The organism is Intrasporangium oryzae NRRL B-24470, from assembly GCF_000576595.1.
Lineage (GTDB): Bacteria > Actinomycetota > Actinomycetes > Actinomycetales > Dermatophilaceae > Intrasporangium_C > Intrasporangium_C oryzae.
In genome coordinates, this window is the sequence record NZ_AWSA01000012.1 from 71,541 (window position 1) to 88,776 (window position 17,236).

Annotated in this window: 18 protein-coding genes; 8 read left to right on the forward strand and 10 right to left on the reverse strand. The window is 71.6% G+C overall.

Annotated elements, in window-relative coordinates; all coding sequences use genetic code 11:
• Positions 1-178 precede the first annotated feature (178 nt).
• A complete protein-coding gene (mce, locus tag N865_RS07330) occupies positions 179-610 on the forward strand; it encodes a methylmalonyl-CoA epimerase (protein ID WP_034803504.1) in 432 nt (143 codons plus the stop codon).
• On the opposite strand, the gene N865_RS07335 is transcribed toward mce, so the two are convergent.
• On the reverse strand, positions 604-1,902 hold the full coding sequence (locus N865_RS07335; RefSeq protein ID WP_051510311.1) for a glycoside hydrolase family 15 protein: 1,299 nt from the start codon (positions 1,900-1,902) through the stop codon (positions 604-606). The two genes, mce and N865_RS07335, sit on opposite strands and share 7 nt — an antisense overlap.
• 87 nt (positions 1,903-1,989) lie before the next feature.
• Here N865_RS07335 and N865_RS07340 point away from each other — a divergent pair, with 87 nt between their 5' ends.
• The 4 genes from N865_RS07340 to N865_RS07355 all read left to right on the forward strand — a co-directional run bounded on the left by N865_RS07340 (position 1,990) and on the right by N865_RS07355 (position 6,776).
• Positions 1,990-2,781 (forward strand): polysaccharide deacetylase family protein, encoded by a 792-nt coding sequence (locus tag N865_RS07340; RefSeq protein WP_034803505.1) that lies wholly within the window; start codon positions 1,990-1,992, stop codon positions 2,779-2,781.
• A 193-nt stretch (positions 2,782-2,974) separates the two neighbouring features.
• Positions 2,975-4,315: a crotonyl-CoA carboxylase/reductase gene (gene ccrA, locus N865_RS07345; protein ID WP_034803506.1), complete on the forward strand. Its 1,341-nt coding sequence runs from the start codon at positions 2,975-2,977 to the stop codon at positions 4,313-4,315.
• A 60-nt stretch (positions 4,316-4,375) separates the two neighbouring features.
• Positions 4,376-5,644, forward strand: coding sequence for an AI-2E family transporter (locus N865_RS07350; RefSeq protein WP_034803507.1), 1,269 nt, complete (start codon positions 4,376-4,378; stop codon positions 5,642-5,644).
• Between the two features lie 34 nt (positions 5,645-5,678).
• A complete protein-coding gene (locus N865_RS07355; RefSeq protein WP_034803508.1) occupies positions 5,679-6,776 on the forward strand; it encodes a calcium:proton antiporter in 1,098 nt (365 codons plus the stop codon).
• A gap of 27 nt (positions 6,777-6,803) precedes the next feature.
• Here the strand turns inward: N865_RS07355 and N865_RS07360 are convergent, their stop codons facing one another.
• From N865_RS07360 to N865_RS07370, 3 genes are all read right to left on the reverse strand, one after another.
• A complete protein-coding gene (locus N865_RS07360; RefSeq protein WP_084328034.1) occupies positions 6,804-7,112 on the reverse strand; it encodes a hypothetical protein in 309 nt (102 codons plus the stop codon).
• Positions 7,113-7,152: 40 nt separating this feature from the next.
• Positions 7,153-7,932, reverse strand: coding sequence for a FadR/GntR family transcriptional regulator (locus N865_RS07365; protein WP_084328035.1), 780 nt, complete (start codon positions 7,930-7,932; stop codon positions 7,153-7,155).
• A gap of 109 nt (positions 7,933-8,041) precedes the next feature.
• The gene (locus N865_RS07370) at positions 8,042-9,820 is read right to left on the reverse strand and encodes a 3-hydroxyacyl-CoA dehydrogenase family protein (RefSeq protein WP_034803511.1); all 1,779 of its coding nucleotides are present in this window, start codon (positions 9,818-9,820) and stop codon (positions 8,042-8,044) included.
• Positions 9,821-9,992: 172 nt separating this feature from the next.
• Between N865_RS07370 and nucS the strand changes: the two genes are divergently transcribed.
• Positions 9,993-10,688 carry an endonuclease NucS gene (gene nucS / locus N865_RS07375; protein ID WP_034803513.1) on the forward strand — a complete coding sequence of 232 codons (696 nt, stop codon included), beginning with the start codon at positions 9,993-9,995 and terminating at the stop codon, positions 10,686-10,688.
• Between the two features lies 1 nt (position 10,689).
• Here the strand turns inward: nucS and N865_RS07380 are convergent, their stop codons facing one another.
• The 4 genes from N865_RS07380 to murA all read right to left on the reverse strand — a co-directional run bounded on the left by N865_RS07380 (position 10,690) and on the right by murA (position 15,137).
• Complete coding sequence (locus N865_RS07380; protein WP_034803515.1) at positions 10,690-11,028, reverse strand: hypothetical protein; 339 nt, start codon at positions 11,026-11,028, stop codon at positions 10,690-10,692.
• 96 nt (positions 11,029-11,124) lie between these two features.
• Complete coding sequence (locus N865_RS07385; protein WP_034803517.1) at positions 11,125-13,143, reverse strand: protein meaA; 2,019 nt, start codon at positions 13,141-13,143, stop codon at positions 11,125-11,127.
• Between the two features lie 103 nt (positions 13,144-13,246).
• Entirely contained in the window at positions 13,247-13,630 is a 384-nt protein-coding gene (locus tag N865_RS07390; RefSeq protein ID WP_051510312.1) for an STAS domain-containing protein, read from the reverse strand.
• 223 nt (positions 13,631-13,853) lie between these two features.
• On the reverse strand, positions 13,854-15,137 hold the full coding sequence (murA, locus tag N865_RS07395) for a UDP-N-acetylglucosamine 1-carboxyvinyltransferase (RefSeq protein ID WP_034803518.1): 1,284 nt from the start codon (positions 15,135-15,137) through the stop codon (positions 13,854-13,856).
• 55 nt (positions 15,138-15,192) lie between these two features.
• Between murA and N865_RS07400 the strand changes: the two genes are divergently transcribed.
• Positions 15,193-15,825 (forward strand): cob(I)yrinic acid a,c-diamide adenosyltransferase, encoded by a 633-nt coding sequence (locus tag N865_RS07400; protein WP_034803520.1) that lies wholly within the window; start codon positions 15,193-15,195, stop codon positions 15,823-15,825.
• Between the two features lie 91 nt (positions 15,826-15,916).
• On the opposite strand, the gene N865_RS07405 is transcribed toward N865_RS07400, so the two are convergent.
• Both N865_RS07405 and N865_RS07410 read right to left on the reverse strand, forming a co-directional pair.
• Positions 15,917-16,354, reverse strand: coding sequence for a DUF2550 domain-containing protein (locus tag N865_RS07405; RefSeq protein ID WP_034803521.1), 438 nt, complete (start codon positions 16,352-16,354; stop codon positions 15,917-15,919).
• Between the two features lie 10 nt (positions 16,355-16,364).
• Entirely contained in the window at positions 16,365-16,646 is a 282-nt protein-coding gene (locus N865_RS07410) for a F0F1 ATP synthase subunit epsilon (protein ID WP_034803522.1), read from the reverse strand.
• Positions 16,647-16,759: 113 nt separating this feature from the next.
• Between N865_RS07410 and N865_RS07415 the strand changes: the two genes are divergently transcribed.
• Positions 16,760-17,197 carry a DUF6918 family protein gene (locus tag N865_RS07415; protein ID WP_034803524.1) on the forward strand — a complete coding sequence of 146 codons (438 nt, stop codon included), beginning with the start codon at positions 16,760-16,762 and terminating at the stop codon, positions 17,195-17,197.
• Positions 17,198-17,236: the final 39 nt, after the last annotated feature.

The following is a 17,236-nucleotide window of genomic DNA, read 5'->3' on the forward strand; positions in this document are numbered from 1 at the left end:
GTCCTGAGACCCCGGCAGGGAGCATGACCAAGCGCACACGGCGCCCCCGTGGGCGGCATACGACCCCGGCCGTATGCCGCTGGGCCGGCCGAGCCGCGCGAGCCGCCCCGTCCCCGGCGTGGCCGGGGACACAGGCGGGATGCGTGTGCAGGCGGCCTCGCCGCCCTACGTTGGGCACATGACCGATCCGCTCTTCACCCACATCGACCACGTCGGCATCGCCGTCGCCGACCTCGACGCGGCCATCGCGTTCTACGAGGAGAAGTACGGCATGCGGATGCTCCACGAGGAGACGAACGAGGAGCAGGGTGTCCGCGAGGCGATGATGGGCGTCGGTGGCTCCGGCTCCTGCATCCAGCTGCTCGCACCCCTGTCTCCGGAGTCGACGATCGCGAAGTTCCTCGACCGGAGCGGTCCGGGCATCCAGCAGCTCGCCTACCGTGTCACCGACATCGACGCCGTCTGCGCGACGCTGCGCGACCGCGGCTTGCGGCTGCTCTACGACACCCCGAGACGCGGGACCTCAGACAGCCGGGTCAACTTCATCCACCCGAAGGATGCCGGCGGCGTCCTCGTCGAGCTCGTCGAGCCCGCCGCCTCAGGTCACTGACGCACGTCGCGCCGACTCACCGGGCGGACCACCAGCTCCCCGACGGTCGCGCGGCGCGCAGAGAGCTCGTGCTCCGTCAGCACGACGAGGGCCGACGTCCATGCGAGGGGGGCGGGCCCTGCGGGGCTCCCGTCCGGGAGGACCTTCTCCGGCAGGCTCCCCCAGGTGGTGCAGTGCGTGTCGAGCCAGCCGAGCCACCGCTCCGCAACGTCGACGTGCCCGCTCGCAGCGGCGGTGTAGGCGACCATGGCCGTCTCCGGGGTCCAGGACACGCCGTCGTGCTTCCAGTCCGCGCCGGGGGCGATCCCGCCGGCCTGCTGGAGGGCGAGCACCGGGTAGCGCTCCCACGCGGTGCGGGCGGCGCGGTCGCCGAGGTGGGCGAAGGGCGGCATGAGCATGGTGACGCCCGCGTCGAGGCCACCGCTGCTGCCGTGCCGCTCGTAGGTGGGACCGAACTCGTCGCGGATCAGGGTCCGGAGGCGAACCGAGGCGGCCACGGATCGCTGCGCTGCGCGTGAGTTCCCCTCTGCCGCATAGGTCCTGGAGGCGGCCTCGAGGCCGGCGGCGAGAGGAGCGGCGGTGCCGAGCGTGACCCGCCGCTCGTCGACCTCCCAGTAGTCAGGGGAGGCCGGCGGCAGGGCTCGGCCGTCCTGCGTCTCGGCGAGCACGAAGCGCACGGCCCGGTCGCGCAACGGCCGCAGGTCCGGCGGGATCGTCGCGGAGTCCGTGTCGTCGGACGTGCCCGCGGCAGAGCGGACCTCGTCGAGGCTCCACAGCACCCAGCCGGCCCCGTCGGTCTGGCGTGGCCGGCCGTCGGGCGGCCCTGAGCCGTCGAGCCGGTAGCGCGCCTCGAACCCGCCGTCGGGAAGCTGGACCCGGGAGAGGAAGCGGAGCGCACGCCAGGCGTCGTCGGGGTGCCCGCTCACGGCATACGCGCTGGCGACGAACGCCGTGTCGCGCGGCCAGGTGTAGGCCCAGGGTCCGTCGGGCCCTGCGGCGACGGCCCCCGAGGGCCGCGTCAGCCCGCGCAGGTCGAGCAGCGCCCGGGAGACGAGGCGCTGCCGGGCACCCGAACCGGGCACCGAGCCCGCCGTGAGCCACATGGCGTCGGACACGGGCCCGATGAGCTCGCCGCCGAGGGAGGCCCGCGCGAACGGGGGCGCGTGCTGCCACTGCTCGCTGTTGCGCAGGACAGGGAGGGGGTCGGGTTCGCCGATCGACAGCCCGGACACCGCCGTGCCGATCCCGGCAGCGGCGACGAGGGCCACCACCCCGGCCGCGAGTCGACGCACGCTCCACCCCCTTCGGTCGGCGTGAAGTGTCCCATGCCGAGACCGGTGCACGCTGGGAGTCACGACATCCGCCCGTAGCATCCGTGCATGGACATCTCGCGACGCCAGGCCATCACCGGTGCAGCCGGCGTCGCCGTCGGCGCTGCGGGCGCCGTCGTCGCCGGCCGGGTCAAGGACCGCCTCGACGAGAACACCCCGCTCCCGTTCTACGGGAGCCCGTCGAGCGCCGTCCGCCCCGACCGGTCGCGGCCCTCGACCGAACGCACCGAGATCGTGTGGAGCGGGCCGGGCGGCCCCGGTGCGGCCCGGCGGGTCGCGCTGACGTTCGACGACGGACCCCACCCCGACTGGACGCCTCGCGTGCTCAAGGCGCTCGAGCAGGCCGACGCGGTCGCGACGTTCTTCTGCCTGGGGCGCAACGTCCGCGACCACGGCGACCTCCACCGCGAGAGCGTCGGTCGCCACGAGCTCGCGAACCACACCTTCGAGCACCCCGACCTCGCCCGGTTCGCCTACGACCGCTGCCGCGAGGAGATCGACCGGACGAGCGAGCTCATGGACCGCACGTACGGCAGCGCCCCGACGCTCTTCCGGCCGCCCTACGGCCACGTCGGCGGCGCCGGCATCCTCGCCGCCGCGGAGGCCGGGTTGACGACCGTGCTCTGGTCGGCACAGGCACGCGAGGACCTCGTCGCGGGCCACCCCGACGGGATCGTCGACGACATCGCCGGCCAGGTGACCGCGGGGAGCATCGTGCTGGCGCACGACACCGGGTCCGCCGACCGGCTCGTCACGATCGACCGGCTCCCCGGCGTCATCGAGCGGCTGCGCGCCGCCGGGTACGAGCTCGTGACGGTCTCGGCCCTCCTCACCGGCTGAAGGGTCGTATGCCGCTCAGCCGGCGGAGCGGCATACGCCTCCTCGCGTGTGGCCGGCCCCGAACCTACCCGCGGGTCACATCGTGACTCACGTCACCGTGTGGTGGGAGTCTCAGAACCGGCGCGGCCAGTGGACCGATCGATACGTTCGGGACAGAACGCCCCAACGACGCTGCGACCGAAGGACCTACACCATGCAGGCCATCCGCGACGCCATCCTCTCCGGCGACCGCTCCGAAGAGACCTACGCTGCCCTCCCGATCCCCGAGACCTACCGTGGCGCGACCGTCCACAAGGACGAGGTGGCGATGTTCGAGGGACTCGTCACGAAGGACAAGGACCCCCGCAGGTCGCTCCACGTCGACGACGTCCCGGTGCCCCAGCTCGCGCCCGGCGAGGCCCTCGTGGCGGTGATGGCGAGCGCCATCAACTACAACACGGTGTGGACCTCGATCTTCGAGCCGATGCCGACGTTCGGCTTCCTCGAGCGTTACGGGCGCACCTCGGAGTTCGCGAAGCGGCACGACCTGCCCTACCACGTCGTCGGGTCCGACCTGGCCGGAGTCGTCCTGCGGACCGGTCCCGGCGTCATGAAGTGGAAGCCCGGCCAGGCGGTCGTCGCCCACTGCCTGTCCGTCGAGCTCGAGGACGCCGACGGCCACAACGACACGATGCTCGACCCGCAGCAGCGCATCTGGGGCTTCGAGACGAACTTCGGCGGGCTCGCCGAGCTCGCCATCGTCAAGGCCAACCAGCTCATGCCCAAGCCCGCCCACCTGACGTGGGAGGAGGCCGCTGCCCCGGGCCTCGTCAACTGCACGGCCTACCGGCAGCTCATCTCCAAGAACGGCGCCGCGATGAAGCTCGGCGACCGCGTCCTCATCTGGGGAGCCTCCGGTGGACTCGGCTCCTACGCGACGCAGATGGCGCTCGCCGGCGGCGCGACCCCGATCTGCGTCGTGTCCTCGCCGGAGAAGGCCGAGATCTGCCGGTCCATGGGCGCCGAGCTCATCATCGACCGCAGCGCCGAGGGCTACCGCTTCTGGAACGAGGACGGCACCGAGCAGAACCCCAAGGAGTGGCAGCGCCTCGGGAAGCGGATCCGCGAGCTGACCGGCGGCTACGACGTCGACATCGTCTTCGAGCACCCGGGCCGCGAGACGTTCGGTGCGAGCGTCTACGTCGCGCGCAAGGGCGGCACCATCGTCACCTGCGCATCCACGTCGGGCTACATGCACGAGTACGACAACCGCTACCTCTGGATGAACCTCAAGCGGATCGTCTCCTCCCACTTCGCCAACTACCGCGAGGCGTGGGAGGCCAACGAGCTGATCGACCGCGGGCTCATCCACCCGACGCTCTCGAAGTCCTACCCCCTCGACGAGGTCGGGCAGGCGGCGCTCGATGTCCACCGCAACGCCCACTCGGGCAAGGTCGGCGTGCTCACCCTCGCCCCCGAGGAAGGGCTCGGGGTGTCCGACCCCGAGAAGCGGGCCCGGTTCGAGACGGAGATCAACCGCTTCCGCAACCAGTGACCCGTCCGCGTCGCGCGGCGACACCGACCGCGTCCGGGGGCCTCGCGTAGGCTCCCGGACGTGGGCATCGTGGGGCGGTGGATCCGATACCGGCGGGAGCAGCGCGACCGCATCGCCGAGCTGCGCAATCCCTACATCGGCGAGGCCGAGGAGACGACGTCGTACGACGCTCCCGAGCCCCGCGATCGGCCTGAGCGCGACCTCATCGCGAGCACTCTCCCCCTCGGCGAGGAGCTCGCGCCTCCCCCGCCGGGGCCGACACGCCGCGACTACGGGACCGCGGGTCTGCCCCTCAACCGCCAGTCGCCGTTCTACGTGGGCTTCGTCGGCGCCCTCGGTGTCCTGGCGGCGTATGCCGTCGTCCAGGCGATCGGCCGCCTCGACACGACCATCACGCTGCTCATCGTCGCCTTCTTCCTCACCCTGGCCCTCAACCCGATCGTCGAGGCGCTGACCCGGCGACGGGTGCGGCGCGGCTGGGCCGTCGCCCTCGTCTTCCTCGCGGTCGTCGCCGTCTTCACCCTCATCGGCTGGGTCGTCATCCCGCCCGTGGCCGCCCAGGGCACCGAGCTCGCCAAGAACGCGACGACGATCCTCGACGACCTCCTCAAGAACCCGTGGGTCCAGGACGTCGACCACCGCTACCAGCTCGTCCAGAGGATCCAGACGGAGATCAACAAGCGGATCGCCGACGGCAACCTCTGGGCCGGCATCTTCGGCGGCGTCCTCGACGCCGGCAAGATCATCGCTGCCGGGATCTTCAGCGCCCTGACCGTCCTCGTCCTCACCCTCTACTTCCTCACCTCCCTGCCCGCGGTGAAGCAGGCGGCCTACGCCGTCGTCCCCGCCAGCCGCCGGGTTCGCGTCATCTCCCTCGCGGAGGAGATCATGCGCCGCGTCGGGTCCTACGCGATCGGCCAGGTCGCCGTCGCGGCGATCAACGCCTTCTTCGCGTGGATCATGATGAGCCTGCTCGACCTCAAGTTCGCGGCGGTGCTCGCCGTCGCGGTCGGACTGCTCGGGCTCATCCCCATGATCGGGGCGACCCTCGGCGCGACCGTCGTCGCGATCGTCGCCTTCTTCGACGAACCGAAGAAGGCCCTCATCGTCATCATCTACTTCATCGTCTACCAGCAGATCGAGAACTACGCCGTCATGCCGCGGGTCATGCAGCGCACGGTCGCGGTCCCCGGCGCGGTGACCGTCGTCGCCGCCCTCGCCGGCGGGACCCTCCTCGGGATCCTCGGCGCCCTGCTCGCGATCCCGTTCGCGGCCGGGGCTCTGCTCATCTACGAGGAGGTCCTCGTGCCGCGCCAGCGCCACCACTGACGGGCCGGAGATGTCGGGTAGGTCAGAATGAGCCATGGCCGACACCCCCAGCAGGCGCTTCTCGTGGACGACCATCGCCCCCATCGTCGCCATCGTGGCCCTGGCCGCGACGTGGGGGCGCGTGCCCGGCACCGCCGTCGTCATCCTCGTGGCAGTCCTGCTCGGCGCGTCCGTCACGGCGGCCGTGCACCACGCCGAGGTCGTGGCACACCGCGTCGGCGAGCCGTTCGGGTCGATCCTGCTCGCCGTGGCCGTGACCATCATCGAGGTGGGCCTCATCGTCACCCTCATGGCCTCCGGCGGCGAGTCGGCCTCGACGCTGGGACGCGACACGGTCTTCGCCGCTGTCATGATCACCTGCAACGGCATCCTCGGGCTGTCGATCTACCTGTCCTCCAGGCGATTCGGCTTCAGCCACTTCAACGCCGAGGGCACGGGCGGCGCGCTCGCCACGGTCGTGACCCTCGCCGGCACCTGCCTCGTCCTTCCGAGCTTCACGCTCGGCGAGCCCGGCCCTCGTTTCACCGGGGCGCAGCTCGCCTTCGCAGCCGTCGCGTCGCTCGCGCTCTACGCGATGTTCATCGTCAACCAGACCAAGCGCCACCGTGACTTCTTCCTGCCCGTGACCGCCGAGGGAACGCTCGTCGACGAGGACGACCACGCCGACCCGCCGACCACGCAGACGGCCCTGCTCAGCCTCGGGCTGCTCCTCGTCTCGCTCGTGTCCGTCGTCGGCCTGGCCAAGGTCGAGTCGCACGCGATCGAGGACGCCGTCGCGGCGGTCGGCTTTCCCGAGTCCTTCGTCGGGGTCGTGATCGCCCTGCTCGTCCTCGCCCCCGAGACGCTGGCGGCGGTGCGGGCCGCCCGCCGGGACCGCGTCCAGACGAGCCTCAACCTCGCGCTCGGCTCGGCCATGGCGAGCATCGGCCTGACCATCCCCGCCCTGGCGCTCGCCTCGATCTGGCTCGAGGGCCCGCTCGAGCTCGGGCTGGGCGCGACGCAGATGGTCCTGCTCGCGATGACCGTGATCGCAGCGGTGCTCACCGTCGTCCCGGGACGCGCGACGCGCCTGCAGGGCGGCGTCCACCTCGTCCTGCTCGCGGCCTTCGTCTTCCTCGCGATCAACCCGTAGGCCGTATGCCGCTCACCGCGCTCCGCCTCAACGGTAGGAGTTGCCGGGTGGGCGGGCGTCGCGGCGCTGCCAGCACCCGGTGTGCCAGTGGCGCCGGTCGCCGAGGCCGCCCACCCCGTCGGCCGGCCAGGCGACGACGTGCGGCACCCCGGGCGGGATGTCCTGCTGGCAGCCGGGGCAGAGGTAGGCCCGCGTCGCGGACGCCCCGCTCACGGAGCGGACGGTCCAGCGCCCACCGGCATACGACTCCTCGCGCGTCGTGCCGCCCTGAAGCCGGGTGACGTCGAGCGGCACGTGCTCGCGCGCATGCTTGCTTCGTCTGCTCGACCGGGGCATGGACCGATTGTGTCACCGCGCGCAGCTGGGCCTCGCCAGGCTAGGACCCCTCGGGCGCCGAGAACTGGTCGGCCATGGCCCCCTGGGCCTCGTCGACGATCTGACGCATCGCGTGCTCCGCGGCGGCAGCGTCGCGGTCGGCGATCGCCTCTGCGACCTCGCGGTGCCAGCGGATGGCGTCGGGGTTGGGCTCGTCGGGCATGAGGTGGTGGTGCGTCCGGCCGGCGAGGACCTCCTCGACGAGCCCGCCAAAACGCGCCAGCATCGGGTTGCCGGAGGCGGTGAGCAGGGTGCGGTGGAACAACGCATCGTGGCGCAGGTAGGTCTCGAGGTCGCCCCGACGACCGGTCGTCGACATCGCGGCGGCAGCAGCGGCGAGCGCGTCCTGGGCCTCCGAGTCGGCGCGGGTCGCCGCGAGCCCGGCCGCGACCGGCTCGATGCCGCGGCGGAGCTCGCTCAGGGCCTGGAGCTCCTGCGCCCGGCCGGGCCCCGCGAGGCGCCAGCGGACGATGAGCGGGTTGAGGGCGTCCCAGTCGGCCTCGGGGCGCACGGTCACGCCGACGCGCCGCCGGCTCTCGGTGACGCCCATCGACTCGAGGACCTTGAGCGCCTCACGGACGATCGAGCGGGACACGCCGTAGCGCCGTTCGAGCTGCTCGATGGACAGGACGGCGCCGGAGGGCAGGGAGCCTCCGACGAGGTCGGCGCCGAGGCGGTCGAGCAGCGTCGCGTGCTTGCCGAGCGGCGGGCCCGGCCGCGAAGACGAGGTAGCGGAGGGTTCCTCCGGTCGGGCGTCCGGGGACTGGGCGTCACTGCTCATGGCCGACATCCTGCCCTATCTTCCGACGCCACCGCGACGATTTCGGCATGCCTTAGCGCAGAGCGCCTCCCATTCGTATGACGAGTTGCCGCTCGACCGAGGCTGCAGCTCAGGCGTACGTCCGGAAGCCGCGGCCCGTCTTGCGCCCGAGGTAGCCGGCCCGGACGAGGTTCTCGAGGAGCGGGGCCGGCGCATAGCCGCGCTCGCGGAACTCGAGGTAGAGCTCGCGCTCGATGGCGAGCGACACGTCGAGTCCGACGACGTCGAGCAGCTCGAACGGGCCCATCGGCAGGCCGCAGCCGGTCTTCATCGCCGTGTCGATGTCGTCGGCGGTCGAGTAGTTGGCCTCGAGCATCTTCACGGCATCGTTGAGGTAGGGAAAGAGCAGCGCGTTGACGATGAAGCCGGCGCGGTCGCCACAGGTCACGGCGTGCTTGCCGACGGTGGCGCAGAGCTCCTGGATCGTGGCCACGACGTCGTCGGCGGTGGACACCGTGCGGACCACCTCGACGAGCTTCATGATCTGAGCGGGGTTGAAGAAGTGCATCCCCACGACGTCCTGGGGGCGCTTCGTCGCCGCGGCGCACTCGACGACGGGCAGCGAGCTCGTCGTCGTCGCGAGGATCGCCCCCGGCTTGCAGATCTCGTCGAGGTTCTCGAAGAGGGCGCGCTTGACCGCGAGGTCCTCGACGACCGCCTCGACGACGAGGTCGACGTCGGAGAGGTCGTCGAGTCGCGTCGTGCCGGTCAGGCGGGCCAGGGCCGCGTCCCGCTCCTCTCCCGTGGCCTTGCCGCGCTGGACCGCCTTCTCGAGACTGCGCGCGACGGCGTCGCGGACACCCTCGACCTTGCTCTCGGTCCGGGCGACGTAGACGACGTCGAGCCCGGCCTTGGCGAAGACCTCGACGATCCCGGTCGCCATCGTGCCCGAACCGACGACACCGACCCGGCTGATCGGTCGGATGCGCCCGTCACCGTCCTCGACGGGCGGCGGGGTCAGGGCGTCGTCGACGACCTCGGACTTGCCGGGAGCGGCATACGTGTAGAAGCCACGGCCCGACTTGCGGCCCTTGAGGCCCGCCGTGACCATCTGCTTGATGATCGGGCTCGGCGCGTGGAGGCGGTCGCGGCCCTGCTTGTACATCGTGTCGAGGATCTCGTACGCGGTGTCGAGGCCGATGAGGTCCATGAGGGCGAGCGGGCCCATCGGGTAGCCGCAGCCGAGGCGCATCGCCGCATCGATGTCCTCACGCGTGGCGTACTTGCTCTCGAACATCGCGACCGCGTGGTTGAGGTAGCCGAAGAGCAGGGCGTTGGCGATGAAGCCGGCCTTGTCGCCGACGATGACCGGCTTCTTGCCGATCCGCTCGGCGAGCGCCTTGACGTCCTCGAAGATCTCGTCGCTCGTGATGACCGTCTTGATGACCTCGACGAACTGCAGGACCGGTGCCGGGTTGAAGAAGTGCATCCCGACGACCCGCTTCGGGTTGACGGTCGCGACCGCGATCTCGGTGACCGGCAGCGACGAGGTGTTGGTCGCGAGGATCGCGTCGTCGGCCACGATCGCGTCGAGCTTGGCGAAGATCTCCTTCTTGAGGTCGAGGTGCTCGGGGACCGCCTCGACGACGAGCTGGCAGTCGCGCAGGCCGCCCATGTCGGAGGTGAAGTGGACCCGCGCGTGCAGCGCCGCCTGCTCGTCCTCGGTCAGCTTGCCGCGGGCGACGGCCCGCCCGGTGGAGTTCGAGAGCACCCCGCGGCCCTTCTCCACCGCCTCGTCGGAGACCTCGACCGCGACGACGTCGATGCCGTTGCGGGCGAAGACCTCGACGATGCCGGCACCCATGGTGCCGAGTCCGATCACGCCAACCTTGGTGAAGTCACGAGCCATGCGCCGAGTCTGACAGAGCCCGTATGCCGCTCACACCCGTCCGGTGCGTGACGCTCCCCACCCCACTCGCCAACCCCTGCCACGTGAACGCGGCGTTCACCGGGCTGGAGCGGGAGCTGGAGCGGGAGCTGGCGCAGGGACCGGCGCGATCGGCGTGATCTAGGGTGGTCCGGTGCGTCTCGTCATTGCCCGCTGCAGCGTCGACTACGACGGCCGTCTCACCGCCCACCTGCCCCTCGCGACGCGCCTGCTCGTCGTCAAGGCGGACGGGTCGGTCCTCGTCCACAGCGACGGCGGCTCGTACAAGCCGCTCAACTGGATGTCACCGCCGTGCTCGATGGCCGAGTCCGACCCCGACGAGAGCCAGGCCGCCGACGGGGTCGTCGCGGTGTGGCACGTCCGCCACGCGAAGAGCGACGACCGCCTGACGGTCCGCATCCACGAGATCCACCACGACAGCGCGCACGAGCTCGGCGTCGACCCCGGGCTCGTCAAGGACGGCGTGGAGGCGCACCTGCAGAAGCTGCTCGCCGAGCACATCCACACCCTCGGTGACGGCTACTCCCTCGTCCGGCGCGAGTACATGACGGCGATCGGTCCGGTGGACATCCTCGCCCGGGACCCCAGCGGCTCGAGCGTCGCCGTCGAGATCAAGCGGCGCGGCGAGATCGACGGCGTCGAGCAGCTCACCCGGTATCTCGAGCTGATGAACCGTGACCCGCTCCTCGCCCCCGTGACCGGGGTCTTCGCCGCACAGGAGATCAAGCCCCAGGCGCGCACGCTCGCCGAGGACCGCGGCATCCGCTGTCTCGTGCTCGACTACGACGCGCTCAAGGGCATCGACGACGCCGAGGCCCGCCTCTTCTGAGCTACTCGAGCGGCCCCTTCACGGTGCCGTCGGCGTCGACGAGCATGAGGACGGGCTCTGGCTCGTCGCCGCCACGGACGACGACGACCGTCTCACCCCGGTGGCGGTCCGCGATCCCCTCGAGGTCGGGCGTGCCGTCCCCCAGGTCACCGTGGGCGAGGTGCGACGGGACCCCGAGATCGTCCGCCAGCGACTCGACCGGGCCCGTGTCGGGCACGTCGTCGGCGGCATACACCGCCTGGACCCTCTCGCGGTAGAGCTCGGACGCGAGCCAGGGGATGTCGCCGAGCCCGGCGGGGGTGAGCAGGATGATCCGGGCGGCGCACTGGAGGTCGCTCATGGTGAGACGCTACGCCGTCCACGTGGGCCGCGGTCGGCTTCGGTGAGGGGTGTGAGAAGCGCCGCCTCCTCCCGCCGCGCCCTCCCCTCGAGCACCTCAGGCTGGTGCCGGCTCGAGTGGGGCGAGGCCCCGTGAGCGGCGGATCACGCCGACGATCTCGCCCATGATGTCGTTGAGGCCGAAGTCCTTCGGCGTGAAGACCATCGCGACACCCGCCTCGCGGAGGGCCACCGCGTCGGCCTCCGGGATGATGCCCCCGACGATGACCGGCACGTCGCCGGCCCCGGCCTCGCGCAGGCCCCGAAGAACCTCGGGGACAAGCTCCATGTGCGAGCCCGACAGGATCGAGATGCCCACGAGGTGCACGTCCTCGGCCACCGCGGCCGCGACGATCTGCTCGGGCGTGAGCCGGATACCCTGGTAGATCACCTCGAAGCCCGCGTCGCGGGCCCGCACGGCCACCTGCTCTGCGCCGTTGCTGTGGCCGTCGAGCCCGGGCTTGCCGACGAGGATGCGCAGCTTCTCGCCGAGCTCCTCGCTCGTTCGGGTCACAAGCGCGCGGACGTGGGCGAGCGCCTCGCCGGGCTCCGCCGTGCCGACCCCGATCGAGCCCGAGACCCCCGTGGGGGCGCGGTACTCGCCGAACTCGGCGCGCAGGGCCGCGGCCCACTCCCCTGTCGTCACGCCCGCCCGGGCACAGTCGAGGGTCGCGGCCATGAGGTTCGTCCCGCCTGCGGCGTCGGCGGCGAGCCGCTCGAGCGCCGCCGCGGCGCGCGCACGCGACCCGGGGTCGGCGTCGCGGGCCTCCCTCCACCGCCGGACCGCGTCGGCCGCGGCGTGCTCCACCGCCGGCTCGACCGTCTGGATCGCCGTCTCGAGGTCGGCGGTCAGCGGGTTGGGCTCCGTCGTGTCGAAGCGGTTGAGGCCGACGACGACGTCGTCGCCCGCCTCGATCCGCCGGCGACGCTCCGCGTGCGAGGCGACGAGCGCGGACTTCATGTAGCCGGACTCGACGGCGGCCACCGCTCCGCCCATCTGCTCGATCCTGGCCATCTCGACGCGAGCCCCCGCGACGAGGTCGGCGACCTTGGCCTCGACGACCACCGACCCGGTGAACAGGTCGTCGTACTCGAGCAGGTCGGACTCGAAGGCGAGGACCTGCTGCATCCGGAGCGACCACTGCTGGTCCCAGGGCCGGGGCAGGCCGAGCGCCTCGTTCCATGCCGGCAGCTGGATGGCCCGGGCTCGGGCGTCCTTGGACAGGGTCACCCCGAGCATCTCGAGAACGATCCGCTGGACGTTGTTCTCGGGCTGGGCCTCCGTCAGGCCGAGGCTGTTGACCTGGACCCCGTAGCGGAAGCGGCGCGCCTTCGCGTCCGTCACGCCGTAGCGCTCGCGCGTCAGCCCGTCCCAGATCTCGACGAAGGCGCGCATCTTGCACATCTCCTCGACGAAGCGCACGCCCGCGTTGACGAAGAACGAGATCCGCGCGACGACGTCGGCGAACTCCGCCTCGGGGACCTGGCCGGAGGCCCTGACCGCGTCGAGCACGGCGATGGCGGTGCTCATGGAGAAGGCGATCTCCTGGACCGGCGTGGCGCCGGCCTCCTGCAGGTGGTAGCTGCAGATGTTGATCGGGTTCCACTTCGGGATCTCGCGGACCGTGTACGCGACCATGTCGGTGATGAGCCGAAGCGACGGCGCGGGCGGGAACACATACGTCCCCCGCGAGAGGTACTCCTTGATGATGTCGTTCTGGGTCGTCCCGGAGAGCGCCCGCACCCACTCGGCGGGGTCCTCGCCTGCCGCCTCGGCCTGGCGTTCGGCCGTCGCCTGGTAGAGCGCGAGGAGCCACATCGCCGTCGAGTTGATCGTCATGGACGTGTTCATGCCACGCAGGGGGATGCCGCTGAAGAGAGCTTCCAGGTCGCCGATGTGGCTGATCGGGACGCCCACCTTGCCGACCTCTCCGCGTGCGAGCGGGTGGTCGGGGTCGTAACCGGTCTGGGTCGGCAGGTCGAAGGCGACCGACAGCCCGGTCTGGCCCTTGGCGAGGTTGCGGCGGTAGAGCTCGTTGCTCGCGGCGGCGCTCGAGTGGCCGGCATACGTCCGCATGACCCACGGTCGGTCACGGGCGGGACGGGCCGCACCCGCGGCGGGGCTCTCCTGCGAAGACATGCCCCGACCGTACTCGCGGGTCACCGCGCCGGGGAGACGCTCAGGCGGTGAGAGGCGCCACAGTCGCGGCGTGGGCCGGAGCTGCGTGGCGCGAGGCGAGGATGCGGTCGAGCCGGCACCCGCGCAGGAGGCGTGCCGTCCGGTCGCTCGGGTCGACGAGGAAGAGCTGGCGCTGCTCGCGGGACGCCCGGCGATGGATGTGGACGAGCACGCCGAGACCCGTGGCGTCGCCGATCTCGGCATCGCGCAGGTGGAGGCGGAGCTCGCCCGGACCACGCGCGATGACGTCGTGGATCGCGTCGCGGATGTCGGGAACGGTATGGACGTCGAGCCGCCCTTCGATGATCACGTCGTGACCGTCGGGCGCGTCGAGGACAAGGACGGGGCCGGGCTTCGGAGCCCGGCCACGGGTGTTCAGCGTCATCGTGACCCCTCTCAATGCTGCTGCATCACCATCATGACGCCTCAGCCCTCGGAAACGTTGTCCCTCGGAGTCAAGAAAGGGTCAAGAAAATACATCGTTCGCCATGAACGCTTTGTTACAGGGGACCGAGACCGGATCTCCTGCCACCGCAGAGACGCGGCCGTCACCGGACCGTTCCCCGTCACCGACGGGCCGTCAGTCAGTCAGCCAGTCAGCCAGTCAGTCAGTCGTACCAGGTCTCGTCGGCCTCGCGCGTCACGTCGGCGCCGAGCTCGCGCAGGGCCACCTCGAAGCGGGGGTACCCCCGGTCGATGTGGTGGACGCCGCTGACGAGCGTGTCGCCCTCCGCGACGAGCCCCGCGATGACGAGGGCCGCCCCCGAGCGGATGTCGCTGCTCTCGACGGGCGCGCCGGACAGGAGCGGCACCCCGTGGGTCATGACGTGGTGCCCGTCGATCTGGGCGTCGGCGCCGAGGCGTGCGAGCTCCTGGACCGTGCGGAAGCGGGCCTCGAAGAGGTTCTCGGTGACCATCGCGCTCCCCCGGGCCACGGCGTTGTAGGTCAGGGCGAACGGCTGCAGGTCGGTGGGGAAGCCCGGGTAGGGCAACGTGGCGACGTCGAAGGCAAGGGGACGGTCGGGGCCCGCCGCCACGCGGAAGCCCCGTCCGGTCGTCTCGACGAGGCACCCGGCGGCCCGGAGTGCGGCCAGCGGCGCCCGGAGGTGGTCGGCAACGCCACCGACGACCTCGATGTCGCCGCGCGTCGTGGCGGCCGCGAACGCCCAGGTCCCCGCCGCGATCCGGTCGGGGACCACCCGGTGCTCCGTCGGCGACAGCTCGGCGACGCCGTCGACGACGATCCGCGACGTTCCGGCACCCTTGATGCGCGCCCCCATGGAGCCGAGCATCTCGGCGATGTCGACGATCTCCGGCTCCTTGGCCACGTTGTCGATCGTCGTGCGGCCCCGGGCGAGGACCGAGGCCGTGAGGACGTTCTCGGTCGCCCCCACGCTCGGGAAGTCGAGTCGGATGTCCGCCCCGCGCAGGCCGCCGCGCGCCTCGGCGACGAGGTAGCCGTGGGCGACGTGAACGCTCGCGCCGAGCGCCTCCAGCCCGGCCGCGTGCAGGTCGAGGCCACGTGAGCCGATCGCGTCTCCTCCGGGCACCGCGACGTCGGCCTCGCCCACGCGGGCCACGAGGGGCCCGAGGACCGAGATCGAGGCCCGCAGGGCCCGGACGAGCTCGTAGTCGGCGCGGTGCCCGAGGACGTGCGGCACGTCGAGGACGACGGTGCCCGACTCGGGGTCGTAGTCGACGGTGACACCGAGCCGGCGCAGCAGCTCGGCCATGATCGAGACGTCGGCGATGGCGGGCACGTTGCGAAGCGTCGTGCGCCCGGGAGCGAGGAGCGCCACCGCCATCAGCTTGAGGGCGCTGTTCTTGGCGCCCACGACCGGCACCTCGCCGACCAGGCGGGCACCTCCGACCACTCGGAACCGCTCTCTCACCCTGCAGACCCTATCCGTCGCCGGGGCGTCCACCGGCAGGTGAGAGAGTGGCCCCATGGTCAACCTGACGAGGATCTACACCCGCACCGGCGACGACGGCACGACGGCCCTCGGGGACTTCTCGCGAACGAGCAAGAACGACCCCCGGCTGAACGCCTACGCCGACACCAACGAGGCCAACGCGGCCATCGGGATCGCCATCGCATGCGGCGAGCTGGGCGACGACCTCCGATCGACGCTGCTCCGCGTGCAGAACGAGCTCTTCGACGTCGGGGCCGACCTGTCGACGCCGCTCCGCGAGTCCTACGAGTACCCCCCGCTGCGCGTCCAGCAGCCCTGGATCGACGACCTCGAGCACGACTGCGACCACTACCTCGAGCAGGTCGAGAAGCTCCGCTCCTTCATCCTGCCGGGCGGCACACCCGGGTCGGCCTACCTCCACCTCGCGACGACGATCGTCCGGCGCGCCGAGCGAGCCACGTGGGCCGCGGTCGAGCACCACGGCACCGAGCCGGGCGACCACCGCGGTGCGGGTGGCGTCAACATCCTGACCGCGCGCTACCTCAACCGGCTGTCGGACCTGCTCTTCATCCTCGCCCGCGTCGCCAACAAGCCGATCGGCGGCGACATCCTCTGGCAGCCGGGCGGTGGCCGCGTCGAGAAGCCCGAGCGCGCGCACAAGCACTGAGGGACACCGCCGACGTATGCCGCTGGGCGGGCACCCGGCCCGCCGTGGCCACCGTGCTCGCCCAGCGGCATACGGGGGCGTTCGGCCGCCCTCAGGCGACGTTGACGTTGTAGCCGGGCGGGGCGGCTTCCTGCCACGAGCGCAGCGCGGTGTAGGCGGGGCCCTGGAGGGCGAGCTCGAAGGTCTTGGCCCGGTCGGTGCACACGACGCGGTAGGCGTCGGGGAGCACCGCGATCGCCTCGGCGCGCGGGAGCCGGCGGGGGGCCGTGAGCAGCAGCGACTGGCGCTGCCAGCGATGCTTCGGGCGCAGCGACACGCCCCCGAGCGTGTACCACTCGAGGGCGTGCTCGCCGAAGCGGATGAGACCGAGGTGCCACCGGTCGGTCTCGGTCGGGCGCAGTCCACAGAGCGTGAGTGGCAGCCCGTGCGCGATGTAGCGGCGGCGCAGGAACGTCGCCGCGAGGACGACGACGGCGATGACGAGCAGCGTGCCGATCACGATCTCGAAGCTGGCGAGAGCGGACGGCACGAGCCGGGCCTCAGTTGGCCGTGGCCTGCAGGGACGAGGCGTCGACGTGCTCGGCGACGATCGTCACGACGTTGGAGTCGACCGAGAGGAACCCGCCGTCGACGGTGACCGTCTGGCGCCCGCCGTCGAGGTCCTCGATCATCACGTCGCCCTCGACGAGGATGCCGAGAAGGGGCGTGTGGCCGGGCAGGATGCCGAGCTCACCGGCGACCGATCGGGCGCGCACGAACTTGGCCTCGCCCTCCCAGACCTTGCGGTCGGCTGCGACCATCTCAACCTTGAGTGAACTCACGTGTTCCTCCGGATCGTGGGGGTGTGCTCCGAAGTTTAGTGCCTCTGGAAGGATGCTCCGTACCCGAGTCGGCCGACGCCGCCTCCCCACCCCCAGACTCCCCAGGAGCATTGATGAGCACTGCTGTGTCCGACGCCCTTCTCGCAGAGAGCCGCCGTCCTGCCGCGGTGGCCGCGCTGACCGACGTCATCGACGCGGAGGTCGCCGACAAGTCCGGTTTCGGCGGCACCGCCGTCAAGGTCGGCTACGCCGCGGCCAAGAAGCTCGGCGGTGACTTCGTCGCCAGCGCGACCGACCGCCTCCTCCCCCAGTTCGCCGTCGCGCTCGACCCGTTCTGGGAGACCAAGGGCGACCAGCCGTTCGGCGCGCACCTGGCCAGCCGCGCCGACGAGGCCGCCGACGCGCTCCTCGCCGTGACGGACGCGAAGGCCGCCAACACCGCGCACCGGGCCGCCACGAAGGTCTACGACTCGCTGCGCGGCGCGGCCAAGGACAACGTCATCGCCGCACTGCCGCGCCTCGGCGCTGCGGTGGAGGGCCTCGTCGCCTGACGAGCACCCCGACGTATGCCGCTGGGCGGGCACCCGATC